The following is a 19,697-nucleotide window of genomic DNA, read 5'->3' on the forward strand; positions in this document are numbered from 1 at the left end:
GTGGCCGCGCTCTACATCGGCTTGATGTCGGGCACGTCGCTCGACGGCACCGACGGCGTGCTCTTCGATGCAGACGCCCTGGTCGTGACCGGCCATGTGCACATCCCCTTCCAGCCTGCGTTGCGCGACGAGCTGCTGGCGCTGAACTCACCCGGCGACAACGAACTGCACCGCGCCGCGCTGGCGGCCAATGCCGTCGCGCGCAGCTATGCCGACGTCGTCTCGCAGCTGCTGGAGGCCACCAGCATGCGGCATGAGCAGGTCGCCGCCATCGGCGCCCACGGCCAGACAGTGCGCCATCGGCCCGGCGGCTTCGAGGGCTACACGACGCAGTTGTTGAACGGCGCACTGCTGGCCGAACAGGCAGGCATCGACGTGATCTGCGATCTGCGCAGCCGTGACGTCGCCGCCGGCGGCCAGGGCGCACCGCTGGTGCCGGCCTTCCACCGTGCGGTGTTCGGCGCCGCAGGCGAGGACACCGCCGTGCTGAACCTGGGCGGCATCAGCAACCTCAGCCTGCTGTTCGCCGACGGGCGCACCGGCGGCTTCGACTGCGGTCCGGCCAACTGCCTGATGGATGGCTGGATCGGCCGCCACCGGGGCCAGGCCTTCGACGCCGGCGGCGCCTGGGCCGCCACGGGCCGCGTATCGCCGGCACTGCTGGCGACGCTGCTGGCCGAGCCCTTCTTCGCGCTGCCGCCGCCCAAGAGCACCGGCCGGGATCTGTTTCACCTGGGCTGGCTGCAGGCCAGGCTCGTTCCGGGCCTCGCACCGGAGGACGTGCAGGCGACACTGCTGGAACTCAGCGCGCGCTGCGTGGCCGATGCGCTGAGAGCGCAGATGCCGGGCGCCACGAGGCTGACCGCCTGTGGCGGTGGCGCGCTCAATGGCCGCCTGATGCAGCGCCTGGCCGATCTGCTGCCCGGCGTCACCGTCGAGTCCAGCATGGCACGCGGCCTGCCTGTGGACCAGGTCGAGGCGGCCGCCTTCGCCTGGCTGGCGATGTGCTTCAAAGCAAGACGGCCGGGCAATCTGCCGGCCGTCACGGGAGCCGCAGGGCTCCGGGTTCTCGGGGCCTTGTACCCCGCCTGATCCTTCAGACCGAGAAGCTCGACCCGCAGCCGCAGGTCGTCGTGGCGTTGGGGTTCTTGATGACGAACTGGGCGCCCTGCAGGTCTTCCTTGTAGTCGATCTCGGCACCCATCAGGTACTGCAGGCTCATCGAGTCGATCAGCAGCGTCACGCCGTTCTTCTGCATCTGCGTGTCGTCGTCGTTGACGGCCTCATCGAAGGTGAAGCCGTACTGGAAGCCCGAGCAGCCGCCGCCCTGCACGAAGACGCGCAGCTTCAGCTCCGGGTTGCCTTCTTCGGCCACCAGATCGCGCACCTTGTCGGCGGCGCTGTCGGTGAACACCAGGGGCACGGGGATGTCGGTGGGGGTATCAAGCACGGCGCTCATGGCGGGCTCCTGTGAATCTGTGCAGAGACGAATATGGGGATTGTCGACGCAAAAACAAAAGGCCGCATGAAGCGGCCTTTTGTGATGTCGAGCAAGGCGTGATTAACGCTTGCTGAACTGCTTCCTGCGACGGGCGCCGTGCAGACCGACCTTCTTACGCTCGACTTCACGCGCGTCACGCGTGACGAAGCCGGCGCGGCTCAGTTCGGGCTTCAGGGTCGCGTCGTAGTCGATCAGCGCGCGGGTGATGCCCAGGCGCAGGGCGCCGGCTTGGCCAGATTCGCCACCACCGTGAACGTTCACCTTGATGTCGAAGGCTTCGCCATTGTTCGTCAGCAGCAGGGGCTGCTTGGCGATCATGATCGAGGTCTGACGACCGAAGTAGGTGTCGATGGACTTGCCGTTGACGACGATCTGGCCCGTGCCCTTCTTGATGAAGACGCGAGCAACCGACGACTTGCGGCGACCAGTACCGTAATTCCAATTTCCGATCATGGCCGTTCCTTAGATCTCGAGAGCCTTGGGCTGCTGGGCGGTGTGCGGGTGCGAGGGACCTGCGTAGACCTTCAGCTTCTTGACCATTGCGTAACCCAGCGGGCCCTTGGGCAGCATGCCCTTGACGGCCTTCTCCAGCGCGCGGCCGGGGTGCTTGGCTTGCATGTCCTTGAACTTCGTGGCGTAGATGCCGCCAGGGAAGCCAGAGTGACGGTAGTACACCTTGTCGGTGGCCTTGTTGCCCGTGACACGGAGCTTGTCGGCGTTGACGATGACGATGAAATCACCGGTGTCCACGTGAGGCGTGTAAATGGCCTTGTGCTTGCCGCGCAAACGGAGTGCCACTTCGCTGGCAACACGTCCGAGCACCTTGTCGGTGGCGTCAATCACAAACCACTCGTGCGTCACTTCGGCCGGCTTGGCGCTGAAGGTCTTCATGAGAGTTGCTTTCGCTGTGCCGGCCCCCAAATGAGATACCGGCGATGCATGGCTGAATACTGCCCGGCCTCGGTGCTGCTTCTGAGCGCAGCCTCTCGACACGGTTCTTTCCCGCAGCCTTTTGACGGAAAAGCCCACGAGTGTACCAGCGCCGCCAGTGGTTTGAAAAGGCCCGACGCGTTAACCTTGCCATACCCGCAGGCCCGCCATGCCCAAGTCCCCACCCGCCCCCTCTGACCCGCCCGCCGAGCCCGCGGCGGACTGGGACCATGAGCTGTCAGCATTTGGCCCCGACCCCAACGCACAGCCCGCGGCACCCGCCGGGGCTGCCGGCCCGCTGGCGAGCGCCCGCGCCGCACTGGAACGGCTGTCGACCTGGGTGCCGATCCGCTCCCTGGCCCGTCGCCACCGCCGCCGCATCATCGAGCACCTGCTGACCCTGGAGCCGCAGGACCGCTATCTGCGCTTCGGCTACCCGGCATCGGACGAGCAGATCCGCAAATACGCGCTGAGCATCGACTTCGGGCGCGACGAAGTGTTGGGCATCTTCAATCGCCGTCTGCAACTGATCGCCCTGGCGCACCTGGCGTATGGCCAGGTACTGCCGGGCGAGCCCGCGCGCTCGGTGGCCGAGTTCGGCGTTTCCGTGCTGCCGCTGTCACGCAGCCGGGGCCTGGGCCGGCGCCTGTTCGACGCGGCCGCCCTGCACGCGCGCAACCGCGGCATCGACACCCTTTTCATCCATGCGCTGAGCGAAAACCGCCCCATGCTGCGCATTGCAGCCGCTGCCGGCGCCATCGTCGAGCGCGATGGCGGAGAGTCCGCGGCCTGGCTGCGCCTGCCGCCGGATACCGTGGGCTCCCAGGTCGAGCAGGCGCTGGAGCGGCATCTGGGCGAACTGGATTTCCAGTTCAAGCGCCAGGCTCAGGTCTTGAGCGAGTTCGTCGACAGCGTCGCCGAGGTCAAGGCCCATTTCGACTCGTCGGGACGGGCCGCGAAGCAATAAATGATGGGTAAACAGCCGTTTTTCTGACCCTGCTCCCCCTCAGGCCCGGGGGAATCGGGACTAGCGAGTAATGTCTTTTAGGGACGTTGAGCTACATTGCCCGTCCATTGTGCCGAGGGATCGGCGCTGCCGCCGAACTCCTCGAGGGACATGCCGTACGCCATTTATTGGATCGCCGCCCTGGCTGTTTGTGTGCTGGGTCTGGTCATCAGCCTGATCTGGGCCTTGCGGCGGCCGGCGTACGCCAATAAAGGCTTGCCGGCGGAGTGGTCGCTCACGGCACGGCCGGTGTTCACGACCGATGAGCGGCGCGTCTTCCGCCTGCTGCGCGAGGCCCTGCCCCACCACGTCGTGCTGTCCAAGCTGCCGCTGGTGCGCTTCTGCCAGCCGACCGAGGCCAAGGAGGTGCGCTACTGGTTCGACCTGCTGGGCGCCTCGCACGTCACTTTTGCCGTCTGCAGCCCCAACGGCCGTGTGCTGGCCGCCATCGACCTCGAAGGCGAGCGGGGCGTCACGCCGCGCAGCCTGCAGATCAAGCACGCGGTGCTCTCCGCCTGCCGCGTGCGCTACCTGCGCTGCGCAATGGACCAATTGCCCAGCGTTGCCGAACTGCAGCTCCTCGTGCCCCAGGGCAGCAACCCGCGCGGCCCCCTGCCGGCGCCGGCCGCCACGCCGGGCCTGTCGCGCCGCCGCAGCAGCACCAGCGAGGACGAGTTCGGCAGCGACTGGGGCCAGTTTTCCCAGCCCCTGCCGCTCTGGCAGGACGCCAGCGTCTTCGGCGGCAGCGAGGGCTACGGCGAGCGCTACCCGCGCGCACCGGCCCAGCCGTCGCCCCCCCAGCCGCAGCGCCGCCTGTCCTCGCGCAACCTCGACACGTCGCGCTACAACCCGCGCAGCCTGCCGGTGCTGGATGACGCCGACGACGAGGCCATGATGGACGACATCGTGGGCGTCGTCGTCGACGCACCGCGCTACGCCACCGAGCGCCCCCGCCGCAGATAAGGCGGACCATCCCGGCGACACTCGCCGGATGCATCACGCGACCCCTGACCTCAGCTTCGGCGACCTGACGCCGGAGTTCATGCTCGACGCCCTGGACGCCGCCGGCCTGCGCGCCGACGGCCGGCTGCTGCAGCTGAACTCCTTCGAGAACCGGGTGCTGATGCTGCACCTGGAGGACGGCGGTGCGGCCGTCGCCAAGTTCTACCGCCCGGGCCGCTGGAGCGACGCGCAGATCCTGGAAGAACACGCCTTCGCCGCCGAGCTGGCCGCCGCCGAGGTGCCCGTGGCCGCACCCTGGCCGCTGGCCGGCGGCTCCACCTTGTTTCACTACCAGGGCCAGCGCCTGGCCGTCACGCCGCGCCAGGGCGGCCGGGGGCCGGAGCTGGAAGACCCCGAGGTGCTGCGCTGGATCGGCCGGTTGCTGGCCCGGCTGCACGGCGTGGGGCGCCAGAAACCCTTCGCCGAGCGCCTCACCTGGGCCAGCGCCGCGCCCGCACAGACGGCGCGTGACTGGCTGATGGCCAACGACGCCCTCCCGCCCGAGATTGCCCCCGCCTGGGACGATGCCGCCCAGCGCTGCATCGGTGCCATCCAGGCCGCCTTCGACAGCCTGCCCGACCTGCAGCTCACGCGTCTGCACGGCGACTGCCATCCCGGCAACATCCTCTGGACGCCCGATCGCGGCCCGCACTTCGTGGACCTCGACGACGCCGTCACCGGCCCCGTCGTCCAGGACCTGTGGATGCTGCTGCCAAGCTCAAGTGAAGAGCCGGAGGCCTCGCGCCAGCTGCTCAACGCCGTGCTCGACGGCTACGAGCAGATCGCCGAATTCGACGACCGCGAGCTGCGTCTCATCGAGCCGCTGCGCACGATGCGCATGATCCACCACAGCGCCTGGCTGGCCCGGCGCTGGGGCGACCCCGCCTTCCCGCTGGCCTTCCCCTGGTTCGGCACACCCAACTACTGGCTGGACCAGGTCGCCAAGCTGCGCGAGCAGCTGGAGGCCATGAAACCCAAGGACGCCCCGCCGACCCTCGCGCGGGACGAGGACGTGGTGGACTTCGACGGCGACGGGTTCTCCTAACGCCAGCTCGCCGGCGTCTCGTTGGTCGCCACCGCCACATCGGCGCGGCTGGCGTCCAGCGGGCGGATCTCCAGCGTCAGGCCGAACTGCAGGCAGGGGTTCTCGGCGGCAATCGCCGCGGCCTGTTCCAGCGTCTCGGCGACGATGAACCAGTAGCCGCCCACCCACTCCTTGGTCTCGGCAAACGGCCCGTCGGTGACCAGCCCCTTGCCGACGATGCGACAGCCCGGCTCCAGCCGGCTGCCAGGCTTGAGCCGGCCTTGGGCCACGCCCCGCTCGTACCAGACGTAGAAGGCGTCGATGGCGGCCTGCACGGCCTGCGGGTCGGCACCCTCGTCCCATTGGCCGCGGGACAGCACCAGATAGTCGTTCATCGGCATGTCGGGGTCTCCTGAAATCAAGCGTCAAGGCAAGGGGCTGGTCAGCACCACCGCATAGCCGTCGGGGCCGCGCAGCCAGAACTCCCAGTTGCCGTTCTCGCTCCAGCGCTAGGGCTGGCGGGTACGTCATGGACGCAAATCAACGCGGCAAGTTGCATGGCGACTCTCCGGCGGGGGCGTCGAATGCTAGCGGCCGGGCCGGTTCAATTGGCGGAAAATACTGGATATAAATACAGTATTGTGCTCTCATTCAAGCTCCCGCTTCTTCCCCGCTTCGCCTGCTACGGCCATGTTGCCCGCCTCTGCCAACGCACCCGCCCACTCGCTTGCCCCGGGGCCCTTCGCATCGGCCGACGCGGCGGGCCGGCTGGTGCTGGCGCCCCATCTGGAAAGCCGACTGTGGCGCGGCAGCAGCCTGAGCCGCAGTGCCGACCCCGTCCTGCCCAGCGGCTTTGCCGCCCTGGACGCCGAGCTGCCCGGCGGCGGCTGGCCGCTGCGAGCCGTTACCGAGCTGCTGACGCCGCAATTCGGCGTGCTGGAGTGGCGCCTGCTGGCATCGACCCTGCGCAGGTGGTGGGCCGGGCAGGCTTTGCCAGCCGTCAGCCCACGCCGTCGCCAGCACCTGACCGCACCGGCACTGCGTTCGCTGCTGCTCGTGAACCCGCCATACATGCCCCATATGCCAGGGCAGCGCGCCCTGGGCCTGCCCCCGTCAGCGTTGATCTGCGTTGCAGCCACGACGCCGGCGCAACAACTCTGGGTTACCGAGCAAGCCATCAAGTCCCGCATCGCCGTGATGGCCTGGCTGCCCGAGGCGAGGCCCACGCAGCTGCGGCGGCTGCAGGTGGCCGCGCTCGGCTCGGACACACCCACCTTCCTGCTGCGCCCTTGGGCAGCCCAGGACCAGTCCTCGGCGGCTCCATTGCGCCTGCTGCTGCAACCCGACGGGCGCTGGAAGCTGCAAGTGCGCGTACTCAAACGCCGCGGCCCGGCCCATGACGGCTGGCTCAGCCTGCCCAGCATCCCGCCTCAGCTGGAAACCGTGCTGACGCCCCGCATGCGCGCCGCCCTGCCTTCCATCCTGCCCAAACGCTCGGCGCCCCGCATCGAGGTCAGCCGGCCTACCCATCACCATGCACTGGCTCGCCCTGTTGTGCTCGACGACAGCCTCGCCTGATGAGGCTGCCGCCGCAGCGGCCCAGCTCCCGGCCCTGGGCTGGCTGGCGCTGCATTTCTCGCCGCGGGTCGCTCGCCTGGAGGAGGCCATCGTGCTGGAAGTCGGCGCCAGCCTGCGCCTGTTCCACGGCACGCGCGCGCTGCACCAGCGGCTGCGCAATGAGGCCGAGGCAGCCGGGCTGGCGCTGGGCCGCATGGCCTGGGCCTGCACCAGCCTCGGCGCGCTGGCCGTGGCCCGATCCGGTTCAGCCAGCACGCCGCGCAGCCTGAGCCAGCCTCTGGCCGAGCGGCTGGATCCACTGCCACTGGAGATGTTGTCCGCCGCCCGGCTCCACAAGCCCATGCTGGCCCGCCTGGGCTGCAACACGCTGGCGGACCTGCGCAGACTGCCGCGACCGGCCATGGCCAGGCGCTTCGGCCCAGACCTGCTGACTGCGCTGGATCAGGCCTATGGCGAAGCCCCTGAAGCTCATGAATGGCTGATCCTGCCCGAGCGCTTCGATGCACGGCTGGAACTGCCCTGGCGCGTCGAGGATGCCCCTGCGCTGGGCCGCTTCGCAGATCAACTGCTGCAGCAGCTCTGCGCCTGGCTGGCTGCCCGCCATGCCGGCATCCGGCATTTGCGCCTGGCCTGGGCGCATGACGCCATGCGTGCCCGTGGCATCGGCAGCGGCGGCCATCTCGATCTGGCCACGACCGACCCGACTCGCAGCTTCCGGCATCTCAGCCGCCTGCTGGCCGAGCACCTGGCCCATCAAGTCCTGGCGGCACCGGCCGGTGAACTGCGACTGAGCGTTGACCACGTGATGCCCATGGCCGAGCCCAGCGCCAGCCTGCTGCCGGGCACGGCACCGCAGGAGCGCGAGTCCCTGCATCAGCTGGCAGAGCGGATCACCGCGCGCCTGGGCCCTGAAAGCGTGCTGGTGTGCCGCCTCCGAGAAGACCATCGGCTGGGAGTCATGCAGGAATGGCAACCGTGGCCAGGCGCTCCCTCCAAGGCGCCGGTACGCCTGCCGCCAGGCCCACAACCCACCTGGCTTGTGGACCCGCCGGAGGCCTTGCCGCTCTCGGCCCAGGAGCAGCCACTGTGCGACGGGCCACTGAAGATCGTCGCTGGCCCGCATCGCATCGAAAGCGGCTGGTGGGATGGGCAGATGTACGTGCGCGACTACTACATCGCCGAAAGTGCAACGCGTGGCGTGTTGTGGATCTATCGCGAGAGGCTCCCTGCCCGCGGCGGATGGTTCCTGCACGGGATCTTCGGATGATGGGCCTGACACCCCCCTATGCCGAGCTGCACTGCCTGACGGCTTTCAGCTTCCTGCGCGGCGCTTCCGAACCTGCCGAGCTCGTCGAGCGCGCCGCCACGCTGGGCTACGAAGCCCTGGCCATCACCGATGAATGCTCGCTGGCAGGCGTCGTGCGCGCCTATGCGCAGCGCCGCCGCATGCTGCAGGACAACGCCGAATCCCGCCCGCCACGACTGCTGATCGGCAGCGAGTTCCTGGTTCGCGACGACGCCGGCACACCCCGCTTCAAGCTCGTCCTGTTGGCACAGAACCTGAACGGCTACGGCAATCTCAGCCAGTTCATCACCATGCTGCGGCGTGCGAGCCCCATCAAAGGCGAATACACACTGCACTGGCATCAGATCGCTCCCGAGCGCCTGGCCGACTGCCTGGCCCTGCTCGTGCTGCCGCGCGACACCGCTGAAGACGACGAACTGCTGGAGCCCGCGCAATGGCTGCAATGCCATTTCAGCGGCCGCGCCTGGATCGCCGTCGAACTGTTGCGCGACATCGGCGATGCGCTATGGCTGCAGACGATGCAGCAGCTCTCGCAGATCACCACCCTGCCCCTCGTCGCCGCTGGCGACGTGCATTTCCATCTGCGCTCGCGCAAGCCCCTGCAGGACGTGATGACCGCCACGCGCCTGGGCCGGCCCGTCGCCGACTGCGGCTTCGACCTGCAGCCCAATGCCGAGCGCCATCTGCGCAGCCGCCTGCGCCTCGCCCAGCTCTACCCGCCCGAGCTGCTGGCCGAAACGCTGAACGTGGCCGCAAACTGCAGCTTCCAGCTCGACGAGATCAGCTATCGCTATCCCAGCGAGGTCATTCCGCCAGGCATCACGGCCACCCAGCATCTGCGTGCGCTCACCTACCAAGGCGCGGCCCAACACTGGCCCGATGGGCTGCCGGACGAATGGCGCGGCCGCATCGAGCACGAACTCGAGCTCATCGAAGAGCTGCGCTACGAGCACTACTTCCTGACCGTTGCCGACACCGTCGGGTTTGCGCGCCGCCAGGGCATCCTCTGCCAGGGACGCGGCTCGGCGGCCAACAGCGTCGTCTGCTATTGCCTCGGCATCACGTCGGTCAATCCGAGGGAAAGCACGCTGCTGTTCGAACGCTTCATCAGCCGCGAGCGCAACGAGCCGCCGGACATCGACGTGGACTTCGAGCACGAGCGCCGCGAGGAGGTCATCCAGTACCTCTACGACAAGTACGGCCGGGAGCGCGCGGCGCTGACCGCCGTCGTCACCTGCTACCGACCCAAGAGCGCGATACGCGATGTAGGCAAGGCCTTGGGGTTCAGCGAAGAGCAGCTCGACGTGATGAGCCAGGACCACAGCGGCTGGTCCAGCCAGGTGCTGCCCGAGGAACACCGCATCGCGCTGCTGCACAAGCTCGGCCTGCCGCAAGACGATCCGCGCCTGCAACAGCTCATCACGCTCGGCCGCCAGCTCAATGGCCTGCCGCGCCACCTCTCCCAACACGTGGGCGGCTTCGTGCTGACCGACGGGCCGCTGGAACGCCTGGTCCCCATCGAGAACGCGACGATGAAGGACCGCAGCGTCATCGAATGGGACAAGGACGACATCGACGAGCTGCGAATGATGAAGGTCGACGTGCTGGCGCTGGGCATGCTCACGGCCATCAGGCGCTGCTTTGACCTGCTCCAGCCGATGCGCCGCAGGACCTACTCGCTGGCCAGCATTCCGCAGGACTGCACTAAGACCTACGACATGATCTGCGCGGCCGACACCATCGGCGTCTTCCAGATCGAATCACGCGCCCAGATGTCCATGCTGCCGCGGCTGCGGCCTCGCAACTACTACGACCTCGTCATCGAGGTCGCCATCGTGCGGCCGGGGCCCATTGAGGGCGGCATGGTGCACCCCTTCCTTAAAAATCGAGCGCTGCCCGAAGACCAGGTGGAGTACCCCAGCGAAGCCTTGAAGGCCGCCCTCTGGCGCACCCGAGGCGTGCCCATCTTCCAGGAACAGGTCATGCAGGTGGCCATGATCGCGGCGGGGTTCTCCGCAGGCGAGGCCGACGAGTTGCGCCGCGCCATGGCCGCCTGGAAGCGCCCTGGCGTTCTGGAGAAGTACTACGACAAGGTCGTCGACGGCATGCGCGCGCGGGGCTACACCGACGACTTCGCCAAACGCATCTTCGACCAGATCAAGGGCTTCTCCAGCTACGGCTTCCCCGAGTCCCACGCCGCCAGCTTCGCCCTGCTCACCTACGTCAGCTCCTGGCTCAAATGCCACGAGCCCGCGGCCTTCCTGTGCGCCCTGCTGAACTCCCAGCCGCTGGGCTTCTACACGCCCAGCCAGCTGGTGCAGGACGCGCGCCGCCACAAGATCGAGGTACGGGCCATCGACGTCAACCACAGCCACAAGGACAGCACCCTCGAACACCGCGACGGTGAACACCAGCCGGCCGTTCGCCTGGGCCTGTGCCTCGTCGGCGGCCTGGGCAACGAAGCCGCCGACCGCATCGAGCAGGCCCGGGCCCGCGACGGCGCCTTCGCCCACCCGCAGGACCTCGCCTTCCGCGCCCGCCTCAACCAGCAGGACATGCAGCAGCTCGCCGCCGCCGACGCCCTCACCTCACTCGCCGGCCATCGCCGCCAGCAGGTCTGGCAGGCCTCGGCCCTGCACGCGATGCCGCAGTTGCTGCAGGGCAGCCTGCTGCCCGAGGACGACCTCGCCCTGCCCGCCGCCGCCGAAGGCGAGGAAGTGCTGTGGGACTACGCCGCCACCGGCCTCACGTTGCGCCGCCATCCGCTGGCCCTGCTGCGCCCGCGCCTGGCCCGACAAGGGCTGCTCAGCGCCAGCCAGCTCGACAAGGTGAAGAGCGGCCGCCACGCCAAGGCCTGCGGCATCGTCACCGGCCGGCAGAAGCCCCAGACCGCCAAGGGCACCCTGTTCGTCACGCTGGAAGACGAGACCGGCAACGTCCAGGTCATCGTCTGGAACAAGGTCTACGAGGAGAACCGCGGCACCATCCTCGGCGCACGGCTGCTGGCTGTCGAAGGCATCTGGCAGCGCGGCGACGGCGATGTGCGCCATCTGCTGGCCCGGCGCTTCACCAACCTCAGCCCGCTGCTGGGGCGGCTGCCGACCGAGAGCCGGGATTTCCGTTGAGGATGCCTCGGGGAAAAGCCTAGATCGCATCGGCCCGCCCGACTTGACACTGCCCCCGCGTAGACGCAACCGGAGGCAACATGACCCACGCACTCGGCAGGCTGTTGGGCGTCCTGGCAATCGCGGCGCTGCTGCTGATGGGAAGCGCGGCTCGGGCCCAGGCGCCCCAGACGGTAGCCAGCAAGCAGATCGCCGCGCAGGAAACCCTGGAGAAGGGCGCCAAGAAGGCCACGGAGGAGGCCAAGAAGGACATCTACCAGCTGCTGGTCGGCGTGATCACCGTCGTCACCGCGCTGACCGGCCTGCTGCCCAAGATGCTCGATTCCGCCTCGCTCGTGTCGCGCCGCCGGCGCGACCTCCAGCGCATCGAGGACCTGACCTCCCTGATGCAAAAGCTCCATGCGGAAATCCACCTGAGCGAAGCCACGCTGCAGCACCTCAAGACCCAGATCGAGGCCGAACTGATGACGGCGGCGACGGGCCTGGAGCGCGCCCGCATCCAGCACAGCGCCATCCAGCATCAGCTGCACCAGCGCCGGCAGGACCTGAGCTTGCAGCGACGCCTCTTCCTGCTCTTCCAGCCCCTGGGCCTGCGCTCGGGCGTGGCCCATTTCCTGACCTACCTGGTGCTGTGCCTGGGCGCGACGATGACGTACGTCTCCGGCCTGGATGCCGACGACACCTTCCTGATCAGCACGCTCCTCGACAACAAAGGCTGGATCTTCCCGCCTCTGGCCTGCGCACTGGCCTGGCCCCTGCAGCGCTGGGCCATGGCCGAGCGCCAACGCTGGCGTGACGCCTACCCCGACTCGCCGCCGGAGGACCTGGGGCTGCCGCTGTGGCAACGCCAGTCGCTGATCTTCCGGCCGGTCGGGTGGCAGGCCTGGACCGCGCATCTCCTGACCTACCTGATCTACATCGACCTGCTTTCCGAGCTGATCACGGCGCTGACCGACGGCGAGACCACCTTCCCGGTGCTGTTGCTCACGACGCTGGCGATTCTCGGCCTGCTGGCGCCCCTGCGGACCTGGGCCCTGACGCAGCGCTGGCGCACCCTGAAAGCGCGCCAGGCCGCACCGGCGGACGCCCCCGCGCCGGCGCTCGTGGCCGCCTGAGGCGCGCCGGCACGGGACCGCCAGCACCCGCCGGCCAGTCGGATTTGCCAGGCCGCTCGGGCACGCCCGCCGCCCAGGGTGTAAGTTGCGGCCGTCCCGGCCCGACCTACCCCTGCCTGCAGATCCGAGAGCCCTTCATGCTGATCCGAACTCCCACCCCTCACGAGCCCCTGTCCAGCGAAATCACGCCCCGCCGTGTCTACCTCAACCGCCGCGAGGCCATGGCCGGACTGGGCCTGGCCGCCGCCTCGCCGCTGACCCTGGCGCAAGCCGCCGCAGGCGGCGGCAAGCTGCCCAGGCTGCCGGGCGTGCGCAGCGCCGTGGCCGGGGCCATGGTGCTGGACAAGGCCACCAGCTACGCCGACGCGACCTCGTACAACAACTTCTACGAGTTCGGCACCGACAAGTCCGACCCGGCGCAATACGCCCACACCCTCAAGCCGCGGCCGTGGACGGTCAGTGTCGAGGGCGAGTGCGCCAAGCCCGCGCGCTTCGACCTGGACGCCCTGCTCAAACTCGCGCCCATGGAGGACCGCATCTACCGGCTGCGCTGCGTCGAGGGCTGGAGCATGGTCATCCCCTGGGTGGGCTATTCGCTGGCCGAGCTGATCAAGAAGGTGGAGCCCACGTCCAAGGCCAGGTATGTCGAGTTCACCAGCCTCGCCGACAAGGCGCAGATGCCCGGCGTGCGCTCGGGCGTGCTGGACTGGCCCTACGTGGAAGGCCTGCGCATCGACGAGGCCATGCACCCGCTGGCCATGCTGGTGTTCGGCATGTACGGCGAGGTGCTGCCCAACCAGAACGGCGCGCCGCTGCGGCTGGCGCTGCCGTGGAAGTACGGCTTCAAGTCGGCCAAGAGCATCGTGAAGATCCGCCTCGTGGAGAAGGAGCCGGTGTCGAGCTGGACCAAGGCCGCACAGCAGGAGTACGGCTTCTATTCCAACGTGAACCCCAACGTGCCCCACCCGCGCTGGAGCCAGGCGGCCGAACGCCGCATCGGCGAGGACGGTCTCTTCGCCAAGAAGCGCCCGACGCAGATGTTCAACGGCTACGAGGCCCAGGTCGGTCAGCTCTACGCGGGCATGGACCTGAAGCGCAACTACTGATGAAGGCCGCGTTGACGCGCGCGCTGCTGCACCCAGCGGCGAAGGTGGTGCTGTTCCTGTTTTGCCTGGGCCCGCTGGCCTGGCTGGTCTACGCGGCCGCCACCAACCAGCTCGGCGCCAACCCCGCCGAAGCCCTGATCCGCCGCCTGGGCGACTGGACGCTGCGCGGCCTGTGGCTCACGCTCACCATCACGCCGCTGCGCGAGCTGACCGCCTTGGCGGCGCTGGCGCGCTTTCGGCGCATGCTGGGCGTGTTCACGTTCAGCTACGCCAGCCTGCACCTGCTCGCCTACGGCTGGCTGGACATGGGCCTGGCGCTGGACGACATCGCCCGCGACATCGCCAAGCGCCCCTTCATCCTGATGGGCTTCACGGCCTGGGCGCTGATGCTGCCGCTGGCGGCCACCAGCTTCAACCGCGCCATCAAGGCCCTCGGCGCCAGGCGCTGGCAGGCGCTGCACAAGGCTGTGTACGTCATCGCCGTCATCGCGCTGCTGCACTTCATCTGGATGCGCGCCGGCAAGCACAACTTCGCCGAGCCGGCGGTCTACGGAGCCCTCCTCGCGCTGCTGCTGGGCTGGCGGGTCTGGAAGAGGCTGCGCGGATAATTTTTGGCTTTCAGCCCTGCCGCGCACCATGACCAGCCCCCTCTCTCTCGACGTCGCCATCCTCGGCGGCGGCCCCGCCGGCTGCAGCGCCGCGTCCTGGCTGGGCCAGCTGGGGCTGACGACGCTGCTGGTCGAGCGCGAGCCGCAGCTCTGTGCCTCGCTGGCGGCGCTGGACTTCCCGCAGGACTGGGTGCTGGGCGAGCCCGCCACCCGCCTGTGCGACCTGGCCGTGCAGTACGCCGTTCAGGCTACGGCCACGCCGGGGCTCACGCTGCGGCTGGGCGCCCAGGTCGAGTCCGCCCGCCACTCGCTCGACGGCTGGACGCTGCAGCTCGCCGGCGGCGAGCGCGTGCAGGCCCGCGCGCTGCTCGTCGCCACCGGCCTGCGCCTGCTGCGCCCGACGCGCTATTTCGCCTCGCCCCACCCCCGCGTGCTGGACGCGGCCTCGCTCACCACCCAGCGCGCCACGCTCGCACCGGGCCGCGTGCTGCTGCTGGGCGCAGGCGACAACGCGGCCGAGAACGCCCTCTTCCTGGCTGAGCGCGGCTTTGCCGTGACGGTGTGGACGCGCGGCGGCTGGCGCGCGCAGACGCATCTGGTGGAACGCATCGAGCACCACGCCGGCATCAGCGTGCGCCTGTCCACGCCGCTGCCCGAGGCCCTGCTGCCGGACGCCGACGGCGTGAGCGCGGGCGCCGAGCGCTTCGACATCGCCGCCGTGCTGCTCGGCTTCGAGCCCGAGCCCTCGGCCTTCGCGCTGCTGGACGAGCACGCCCGCCAGCGCGTCTTCGTCGCCGGCGACGCCAGCGGCCGCTGGCACCCCTGCGTGCAGACGGCGCTGGCCGACGGCGTGCAGGCCGCCAAACAGATCGAGCAGGCCCTGCGCCCGCAGGCCGCGGCCGCACCGCAGCGCCACAACAACCGCCAGGTCATCCACCTGCAGGGCCTGCGCTTTCGGGCCAACCTCGGCGTGCTGGACTTCGAGCGCACCGGGCCGCAGCCCATCCAGGTGGACGCCGAGGTCAACCTCGGCGCGCTGCCGGTGGTGGCGCGCGACGCCGACATCGGCCATGTGCTGGACTACCGCCGCGTGCGCACGGCCATCATCGACGAGTGCACCGCCGAGCACACCGACCTCGTCGAGGCCCTGCTGGGCAAGCTGTGCAACCGGCTCATGAGCCTGCCCGGCGTCGTCGGCGTGCGGCTCAAGCTGACGAAGCTTGAGATCTTCCCGGACTGCGAAGTCGCCATCAGCACCGAGCTCGGCGCCTGGTGAACATCACCTTTGACCTGGGGCAAACAGCGCACCCAAGGTCTTGAAGCAAATTAAGGACGCTCACGCTCGCCGCGCCGAGCATTCGGGTCGTCCATGCTTACCTCGACACCTCACGCCAGTTGCTGCGCCAGCCTCCGCCAGACCCTGCTGCAGGGCTGGCAGCAGACGTTCCCGCTGCACGCCTCGCCCTTCCGGCAAATGGCCGCGCGCAGCGGCGCCACGCCGCGCGAGTTGCTGAGCCTGTGCCAGGAGCTGCACCGCAACGGCGCGCTGCAGACCATCCAGCCCTGCTGGGGGGAGGGGCTGCGGCGCGAGCGCTGGCGCCTGGCCTTCCAGCCGGGCGCCGACGACGCGCCGCTCGCCGCGGCACTGGCGACCCTGCCCGGCTGCTTCCACATCGAGCGCTGTGAGCCGCAGGCCGGCATGCCTTCGCTGTGGGCTGAGATCGAGGCCCTGGACGACGAGGCCCTGGCCCGCCAGCTCCGGCAGCTGCCCGACGCCCCCGTGGCCCGGCTGAGGCTGCCCGCGTCGGCCGCCGACGCCCTGCCCTGCGACGCTCCCGACATCGCCAGGCACCTCGAAGAAGGCCTGCTGCTGTGCTCCCGTCCCTTTGCCCAGTGCTCCAAGCAGCTGGGCTGCAGCGAGTCCCGGCTGCTGGCCAAGCTGCAGGCCTGGCGCCGCGGCGGCCAGCTGACCGGCATGGCCTTGAAACCCCCGCCCACGCGGGTGCCGCAGCCGGGCATGCTGGCGCTGTGGAAGCACATCGAGCCCACGGCCGAGACCCTCGGCCGGCTGCAGGCCCACAGCAACGTGGACCGCGTCTTCACCGCACCCGGCACGCCGGCCTGGCCGTGGCAGCTGAGCCTGGTGCTGCACGCCGCACCGCAGCTGGCGCTGGACCAGCTGCGCGAGATCGTGGCCCACGCGGGCCTCGTCATGCCCGACGTCAGCGCCCGCCTGCTGATCGAACAGCCACGCGACCAGGCCCTGCTCTTCCTCACGGACCACTGCGGCACCTGAAGCCGCGGGCCGCGCCCGCGCCGCCGTCCGACGGCCTGGCCGGGAAAGCGCATAGAGTGCGGCGCCAGGACAACCCGGGAAGCCCGCCATCGCCATGCACAGACCCTTCCTCGCGCTTTGCGCGGCCCTGCTGTTCACCGCCACGACCACCAGCCAGGCGCTCGACGATGCATCGGCGCTCTTCGAGCGCTTGCCCGGGAAGTGGGCCCCCTTGCAGGACGGCAAGTACGACTGCGGCGACGCCCAGGTCATCGCCTTCTCCAAGGATCGCTCGACGGCGACGTTCACGTTCACCAAGCCGTTCAAGAACGATGACGGCCAGACCGTGTCCGCCGCCGTCTACAAGGTCTTGCGCGTCAAGGGCCAGAGCATCACGCTGTTCCTGGACGGCGAGAAGCGCGAGACCCCGGGCAGCGACCCCATCGTGTGGACGCTCGTGCTGATCCGGGACGACGCCTATGTGTGGCGCCAGACGGACTGGGGCGCCGGCGAATCCACCATCCCCTTCATGCGCTGCACCGGCCAGGTGTGAGGCGTGCGGCGCGACGGCGCCGTCACGCGGTCACGCCGGCGTGCCGACCGAGATGCCCGGCGTCAGCAGCCGCTCCATCAGCTGGCGCACGCTGGTGATCTGGCTGCCGAAGGGCAGCACGCCACGGCCACGGAAGAAAAGGCCCTTGGCCATCTCGCCGCGCAGCGCCGCGGCCAGGCGCTGGTCGATGCAGAACTGGCCCCAGCCCTTGAGGCCGTCGCGCAGGCCGCACTGGCTCAGGCAGTCGAAGGCCATCGTGCAGCGCTGCTTGAGCTGCACCACCGCCTGCAGGCGTTCCTCGGCCTTGAGGTATTTCTTCAGCCAGGGCGTCATCACCGCGCGCGCCGGCAGGCCGGCCACGCTGGTGAACTCGACGAGATCCTCGTCGCGCGCCTCGGCCAACACCTGCTTGAAGTTGGGGTGGGCATCGCATTCCTCGGTCACGACGAAGGCCGTGCCGAGCTGGGCCGCATCGGCGCCCAGGGACTGCAGGCGCTGGATGTCCTCGCAGGTGCGCACACCGCCAGCGGCGATCAGCGGCACGCGGCCCTCCATGCCGGCGTCACGGATGTGCTGGCGCACGGCGGGCAGCACGGTCTCGAAGTCGAAGCGCGCATCGCCCAGGTCGGCCACCTTGGCTGCACCCAGATGCCCGGCGGCATGGCCCGGGTGCTCGATGACGATGGCGCTGGGCAGGCGCTGGCGGCGCTCCCATTTCTTCCACAGCAGGGCCACGCCGCGGGCGTCGCTGAGGATGGGCACCAGAGCGGTGTCGGGGTGGTCCTGGGCCAGCTCGGGCAGGTCCAGCGGCAGACCGGCGCCGCAGACGATGGCGTCCACGCCCTCCTGCAGCGCGGTGCGCACCGACGCGGCGTAGTCGCTCACCGCACGCATCACGTTGACGGCCAGCAGGCCGCGGCCGCCGGCAATCTCGCGCGCCTGGCGGATCTCGCGCGCCAGCGCCTCCTGGTTGGCCTGCTCGATGACGGGCTTCTTCCTCTCATCGCTGTCGCGCAGGTTCTCGCTGCGCGCCATCAGGTCGGGATGGTGGCGGCGCAGGTCCACCGAGGCGATGGTGCCCCAGGCGCCCTGGGCGGCCACGCTGCCGGCCAGCCGATGGGCCGAGATGCCCACGCCCATGCCGCCCTGCACGATGGGCAGCAGTTGGCGACCGGCGATCTGCAGGGGCTGGAGGCCGGCCGTGGCCATGCGGTCGAGGAGCGAAGGAGTGGTCATGGCGTGGTGGATGAAGGGCGGAAAGAGCGATGCTGGGGCCAGGGGCGCCGCAAAGCTTTGATCTGATGCAAGGTCTGGCGGATTCGTCAGCCACCCAGCACATGCATGTCGGCGCGCTCGGGCTGCGAGAGGCGCAGCTTTTCGCGCTGCTCGGAGTAGGCGTCGGCGCGTTGGGCCCAGATGCCGGCCAAGCGCTCGCGCAGCTGGGTCTCACCACCCTGGGAAGCGCGCAGCAGCGGGCGCAGGTCATGGCCCTGGGCGGCGAACAGGCAGGTGAAGAGGCGCCCGTCCGCCGTGAGGCGGGCGCGCGTGCAGTCGCCGCAGAAGGCATGGCTGACGCTGCTGATGAAGCCGATCTCGCCGGCGCCATCGGAATAGCGCCAGCGCTGGGCCGTCTCGCCGCCGCGTGTGGCGGGCAGGGGCTGCAGCGGCCAGCGAGCGGCGATGCGCGCGCGCAGCTCGTCGCTGGGCAGCACCTCGTCCATCTTCCAGCCGTTGTGGCAGCCGGCGTCCATGAACTCGATGAAGCGCAGCACCATGCCACCCCCGTAGTGCTCGCGGAAATGCCCGGCCAGCGGCAGCGCCTCGCCGTCATTGACGCCGCGGCGCACCACCATGTTGACCTTGATGCGCTCGAAGCCCGCACGCTGCGCCGCCTCCAGCCCGCGCAACACCTCGGCGACGGGAAAGCCAACATCGTTCATGCGCTGGAAGACGGCGTCGTCCAGCGCGTCCAGGCTCACCGTGAGGCGACTCAGGCCGGCGTCGCGCAGCGCCTGGGCCTGGCCGGCCAGCAGGCTGCCGTTGGTGGTCAGCGCCAGGTCGGGCGGCGTTCCGTCCAGCGTGCGCAGGCGGCCAAGCTGGCGCACCAGGCCGGCCAGGTCGCGGCGCAGCAGCGGCTCGCCGCCGGTCAGGCGCAGCGTGCGCACGCCCAACGCCAGGGCCTGGCGGGCGACCTGCACGATCTCCTCGAAGTTCAGCAGCTGCGCCTGCGGCAGGAAGCGGTGACCGGGGCCGAAGCGGTTGCGCGGCATGCAGTAGCTGCAGCGGAAGTTGCAGCGGTCGGTGAGCGAGATGCGCAGGTCGCGCCAGGGGCGCTGGCGGCGGTCGCGCAGCGTGCCGTGCAGCGGCGCAGGCTGGGGCAGCACGCGGGGCATCCAGAGTAAAGGGGCTATAGGGGCGGTCCTCGCGTCCATGCCGGCATTCTGGGCAGCCGCCCTGCCCCGGCCCATCCGGCCATGGCAGGACCGCGCCGCGGCCCACCTACTCCCTTTGGCGTATGCCATCGTCGTTCGCCCGCCGCGCACGCCGGCGCAGCGGCGCGTTAGTGTG

Annotated in this window: 19 protein-coding genes and 1 pseudogene; 14 read left to right on the top strand and 6 right to left on the bottom strand. The window is 69.5% G+C overall.

The genetic code is table 11. From position 1 onward, the window contains the following. Nucleotides 1–1,092, top strand: coding sequence for an anhydro-N-acetylmuramic acid kinase (locus tag AC07VX_RS01010; protein ID WP_493163594.1), 1,092 nt, complete (start codon nt 1–3; stop codon nt 1,090–1,092). A 4-nt stretch (nt 1,093–1,096) separates the two neighbouring features. On the opposite strand, the gene erpA is transcribed toward AC07VX_RS01010, so the two are convergent. The 3 genes from erpA to rplM all read right to left on the bottom strand — a co-directional run bounded on the left by erpA (nt 1,097) and on the right by rplM (nt 2,392). Then, nucleotides 1,097–1,459, bottom strand: a complete 363-nt coding sequence (erpA, locus tag AC07VX_RS01015; protein WP_493163593.1) for an iron-sulfur cluster insertion protein ErpA — start codon at nt 1,457–1,459, stop codon at nt 1,097–1,099. A gap of 102 nt (nt 1,460–1,561) precedes the next feature. Continuing rightward, nucleotides 1,562–1,954, bottom strand: a complete 393-nt coding sequence (gene rpsI / locus AC07VX_RS01020) for a 30S ribosomal protein S9 (protein WP_493163592.1) — start codon at nt 1,952–1,954, stop codon at nt 1,562–1,564. A gap of 9 nt (nt 1,955–1,963) precedes the next feature. After that, on the bottom strand, nt 1,964–2,392 hold the full coding sequence (gene rplM, locus AC07VX_RS01025; RefSeq protein ID WP_119043837.1) for a 50S ribosomal protein L13: 429 nt from the start codon (nt 2,390–2,392) through the stop codon (nt 1,964–1,966). Nucleotides 2,393–2,600: 208 nt separating this feature from the next. On the opposite strand from rplM, the gene AC07VX_RS01030 reads away from it, so the two are divergent. From AC07VX_RS01030 to AC07VX_RS01040, 3 genes are all read left to right on the top strand, one after another. Beyond that, the gene (locus AC07VX_RS01030) at nt 2,601–3,398 is read left to right on the top strand and encodes a GNAT family N-acetyltransferase (RefSeq protein WP_493163591.1); all 798 of its coding nucleotides are present in this window, start codon (nt 2,601–2,603) and stop codon (nt 3,396–3,398) included. A gap of 150 nt (nt 3,399–3,548) precedes the next feature. After that, on the top strand, nt 3,549–4,400 hold the full coding sequence (locus AC07VX_RS01035; RefSeq protein WP_493163590.1) for a DUF2726 domain-containing protein: 852 nt from the start codon (nt 3,549–3,551) through the stop codon (nt 4,398–4,400). 28 nt (nt 4,401–4,428) lie between these two features. Continuing rightward, on the top strand, nt 4,429–5,484 hold the full coding sequence (locus AC07VX_RS01040; RefSeq protein WP_493163589.1) for a serine/threonine protein kinase: 1,056 nt from the start codon (nt 4,429–4,431) through the stop codon (nt 5,482–5,484). Here AC07VX_RS01040 and AC07VX_RS01045 read toward each other — a convergent pair. Further along, nucleotides 5,481–5,864, bottom strand: coding sequence for a YciI family protein (locus AC07VX_RS01045; protein WP_493163588.1), 384 nt, complete (start codon nt 5,862–5,864; stop codon nt 5,481–5,483). The genes AC07VX_RS01040 and AC07VX_RS01045 overlap by 4 nt on opposite strands. A gap of 289 nt (nt 5,865–6,153) precedes the next feature. On the opposite strand from AC07VX_RS01045, the gene AC07VX_RS01050 reads away from it, so the two are divergent. The 10 genes and pseudogenes from AC07VX_RS01050 (at nt 6,154) to AC07VX_RS01095 (ending at nt 17,129) form a co-directional block, all read left to right on the top strand. Next, the gene (locus tag AC07VX_RS01050; RefSeq protein WP_493163587.1) at nt 6,154–7,041 is read left to right on the top strand and encodes a translesion DNA synthesis-associated protein ImuA; all 888 of its coding nucleotides are present in this window, start codon (nt 6,154–6,156) and stop codon (nt 7,039–7,041) included. Further along, a complete protein-coding gene (locus AC07VX_RS01055; RefSeq protein ID WP_493163586.1) occupies nt 6,998–8,308 on the top strand; it encodes a Y-family DNA polymerase in 1,311 nt (436 codons plus the stop codon). Before AC07VX_RS01050 ends, AC07VX_RS01055 begins: the two co-directional genes overlap by 44 nt. Further along, nucleotides 8,305–11,472, top strand: a complete 3,168-nt coding sequence (locus tag AC07VX_RS01060; protein ID WP_493163585.1) for an error-prone DNA polymerase — start codon at nt 8,305–8,307, stop codon at nt 11,470–11,472. Before AC07VX_RS01055 ends, AC07VX_RS01060 begins: the two co-directional genes overlap by 4 nt. A gap of 80 nt (nt 11,473–11,552) precedes the next feature. Then, nucleotides 11,553–12,587: a hypothetical protein gene (locus tag AC07VX_RS01065; protein ID WP_493163584.1), complete on the top strand. Its 1,035-nt coding sequence runs from the start codon at nt 11,553–11,555 to the stop codon at nt 12,585–12,587. 137 nt (nt 12,588–12,724) lie between these two features. Beyond that, a complete protein-coding gene (msrP, locus tag AC07VX_RS01070) occupies nt 12,725–13,693 on the top strand; it encodes a protein-methionine-sulfoxide reductase catalytic subunit MsrP (RefSeq protein WP_493163583.1) in 969 nt (322 codons plus the stop codon). Between the two features lie 11 nt (nt 13,694–13,704). Further along, nucleotides 13,705–14,301, top strand: coding sequence for a protein-methionine-sulfoxide reductase heme-binding subunit MsrQ (gene msrQ, locus AC07VX_RS01075; RefSeq protein WP_493163848.1), 597 nt, complete (start codon nt 13,705–13,707; stop codon nt 14,299–14,301). A gap of 28 nt (nt 14,302–14,329) precedes the next feature. Next, nucleotides 14,330–14,932: pseudogene (locus tag AC07VX_RS01080) on the top strand (FAD-dependent oxidoreductase); the annotation flags it as partial. 249 nt (nt 14,933–15,181) lie between these two features. Beyond that, nucleotides 15,182–15,577: a dihydroneopterin aldolase gene (locus AC07VX_RS01085; RefSeq protein ID WP_422018667.1), complete on the top strand. Its 396-nt coding sequence runs from the start codon at nt 15,182–15,184 to the stop codon at nt 15,575–15,577. A gap of 93 nt (nt 15,578–15,670) precedes the next feature. Then, nucleotides 15,671–16,597 (top strand): hypothetical protein, encoded by a 927-nt coding sequence (locus AC07VX_RS01090; RefSeq protein ID WP_493163582.1) that lies wholly within the window; start codon nt 15,671–15,673, stop codon nt 16,595–16,597. Nucleotides 16,598–16,691: 94 nt separating this feature from the next. Continuing rightward, nucleotides 16,692–17,129 (top strand): hypothetical protein, encoded by a 438-nt coding sequence (locus AC07VX_RS01095; RefSeq protein ID WP_493163581.1) that lies wholly within the window; start codon nt 16,692–16,694, stop codon nt 17,127–17,129. A 30-nt stretch (nt 17,130–17,159) separates the two neighbouring features. Here AC07VX_RS01095 and AC07VX_RS01100 read toward each other — a convergent pair whose 3' ends face one another. After that, nucleotides 17,160–18,365 carry an NAD(P)H-dependent flavin oxidoreductase gene (locus tag AC07VX_RS01100; RefSeq protein WP_493163579.1) on the bottom strand — a complete coding sequence of 402 codons (1,206 nt, stop codon included), beginning with the start codon at nt 18,363–18,365 and terminating at the stop codon, nt 17,160–17,162. An 86-nt stretch (nt 18,366–18,451) separates the two neighbouring features. Then, the gene (gene moaA, locus AC07VX_RS01105) at nt 18,452–19,522 is read right to left on the bottom strand and encodes a GTP 3',8-cyclase MoaA (protein ID WP_493163578.1); all 1,071 of its coding nucleotides are present in this window, start codon (nt 19,520–19,522) and stop codon (nt 18,452–18,454) included. Nucleotides 19,523–19,697 lie beyond the last annotated feature (175 nt).

Source organism: Roseateles sp. GW821-FHT03B02 (assembly GCF_059421025.1).